This window comes from Lentzea sp. NPDC060358 (assembly GCF_042725365.1).
Classification (GTDB): Bacteria; Actinomycetota; Actinomycetes; order Mycobacteriales; family Pseudonocardiaceae; genus Lentzea.
Window position 1 is genome coordinate 1 of record NZ_JBHXCW010000447.1, and the last position, 1982, is coordinate 1982.

Annotated in this window: 3 protein-coding genes; 1 reads left to right on the plus strand and 2 read right to left on the minus strand. The window is 74.8% G+C overall.

What is annotated here, in order from left to right; all coding sequences use genetic code 11:
• Nucleotides 1-278 precede the first annotated feature (278 nt).
• On the minus strand, nucleotides 279-1010 hold the full coding sequence (locus ACFWGZ_RS40720) for an anti-sigma factor domain-containing protein (RefSeq protein WP_382456927.1): 732 nt from the start codon (nucleotides 1008-1010) through the stop codon (nucleotides 279-281).
• Nucleotides 1007-1603, minus strand: coding sequence for a sigma-70 family RNA polymerase sigma factor (locus ACFWGZ_RS40725; protein ID WP_382456928.1), 597 nt, complete (start codon nucleotides 1601-1603; stop codon nucleotides 1007-1009). The genes ACFWGZ_RS40720 and ACFWGZ_RS40725 overlap by 4 nt, the downstream gene beginning before the upstream one ends.
• Nucleotides 1604-1799: 196 nt before the next feature.
• On the opposite strand from ACFWGZ_RS40725, the gene ACFWGZ_RS40730 reads away from it, so the two are divergent.
• Nucleotides 1800-1982 (plus strand): hypothetical protein (locus ACFWGZ_RS40730; RefSeq protein ID WP_382456929.1); only part of this gene is annotated, 183 nt, incomplete at its 3' end.

Below are 1982 nucleotides of genomic sequence, written 5' to 3' on the forward strand. Positions count from 1 at the left end.
ACCCGAACCGCACGCCGCGCCGAACAGGGCGAGCGACGCGGCGCCGATGGCGAGGACGGTGTTGCGGACGGTCTTGTTCATGACGAGACATCTCCCAGGGTGTTCGGGCACTTGATGCCGGTGATTCGCCGCCCCGGGAGCGGCGGATGGGTCCGGTTACCGACCTGTTACCAACCGGCTCGCGCACAGGGGCCCACCAGCACGAACACCCGTCCGTCCACACGGGACGGTCACGGCGGCCGATCACGCGTGCCGCCAGGCCCTTCGCCGGGGACGCGTCACGCCATCGGGATCGCGAGCACCGGTGTCGTCGTGGGGGCGGGCGATCCCCCGCTCGGCTCGACGGTCAGCGCGATCGCCCGCGCACCGGTCAGGCCGCCGGCGACCACGGGCTCGTCCCGCACCAGGCCCGCCGACCGCGGCCCGTCGGGTCCGACCACCCACAGCTGGTACGCGCGGTCCGGGGCCAGCGAGGGCAGGTCCTCGGCGAGGAACACCGCGCGGTCCCGGCTCGGCGACATCACGACCGTCCCCTCCCCGCCCGCGGACCCCGTCTCGTTGCGCACCTGCACGTCGGGGGCCTTCAGCAGGTCCGACACCTGGCTGTAGCCGGCCGCCGACTGCCGCACGGCGTCGAGCTCGCGGCCGGCCTGCACGGCCTGGACGCCCAGGACGACCACGACCAGCACACCGGCCGCCGCCGCGAGGACGCTGCTCCGCACCAGCCACGGTGCCCGCGGGGGCGGCACGAGCACGGGTGCCACCACCGGTGCCGGCGGCACCTGGCGGGTGGCGCTCACCTCGCCGAGCACACGCTCCCGCAGGTGGCCGGGCGGCTCGGTCTCCGTTCCCGCACCGAGCAGGGAGGAGGTGGCCTGCAGCCCGGCGACCTCCTGGGCGCACGGCGGGCAGTGCGGCAGGTGGCGTTCGAACTCCGCGCGCTCGGCCGCGTGCAGGGCGTTCACCGCGTACACCCCCGTCAGCGTGTGCACGTCCGGCAGCACGCTCACGCCGTGACCCCCAGGCAGTCGCGGAGCCGGATCAGGCCGTCGCGCATCCGGGTCTTCACCGTGCCGAGCGGGACGCCGAGCAGGCTCGCCACCTCCGGGTAGGTGTAGCCCTGGTAGTACGCCATCAGCACGGACTCGCGCTGCAGCTCGGTCAGCGACCGCAGGCACCGCCGGACCTTGCGCTGCTCCAGGCGTTCGGCGACCTGCTCGACGACCTCGTCGAACGGCGTCCCCACCTCCAGCGCCGCGACCCGCCCGTCGCGGTCGGCACTGGCCTGCGCGGACCGCACCCGGTCGACCGCGCGCCGGTGCGTCATCGTGAGGATCCAGGTCATGGCCTTGCCGCGCTCCGGGTCGAACCGGCTCGCGGTCCGCCACACCTCCAGCATGACCTCCTGGAACACCTCCTCCGACTGCGCCTGGTCGCGCAGCACGCGGCGGACGAGCCCGAACACCGAGCCCGACACGGCGTCGTAGAGCTGCCCGAACGCGGCCTCGTCGCCCCGCGCCACGCGCAGCAGCAGGCCCTCCGCGTCCGCCGGTCCCTCCGCACCGCGCGGAATGGTGGACTGGGCCTGGTCTGGTTCCCGCATCGCACTCCTCCTGGTCACCGACCGACTTCCGCCAGGAGCCGGCACCGGTCCGGAGAGTCGTGGTGGGAACGAGATATCACCGCTGCGCGGCAACCGCGGAATCGCTCACACCTTCGAGTGAAGGGCTACGCCTGCGCTCCGGCGGAGTGCGCCCGGCTCGGGTCCAGGGGCCGCTCCCGGACGGGTCACCGGCGGGGTGCGCGCCTCGCGCCCGTGGCCGGAGCAGCGCAGGCACGAGGTCGTCGACGCCGCCGGGGTGCGGGGCGTTGACGGGCACCCCGTCCGCGGCGAGGTGTACCACCGCAGCACCAGCGAGCACGCCCGGACCCGGCCGAGGCCGCCGTCGACGCCCGACGGACGCCCCGTCCCTGTGCGCCCG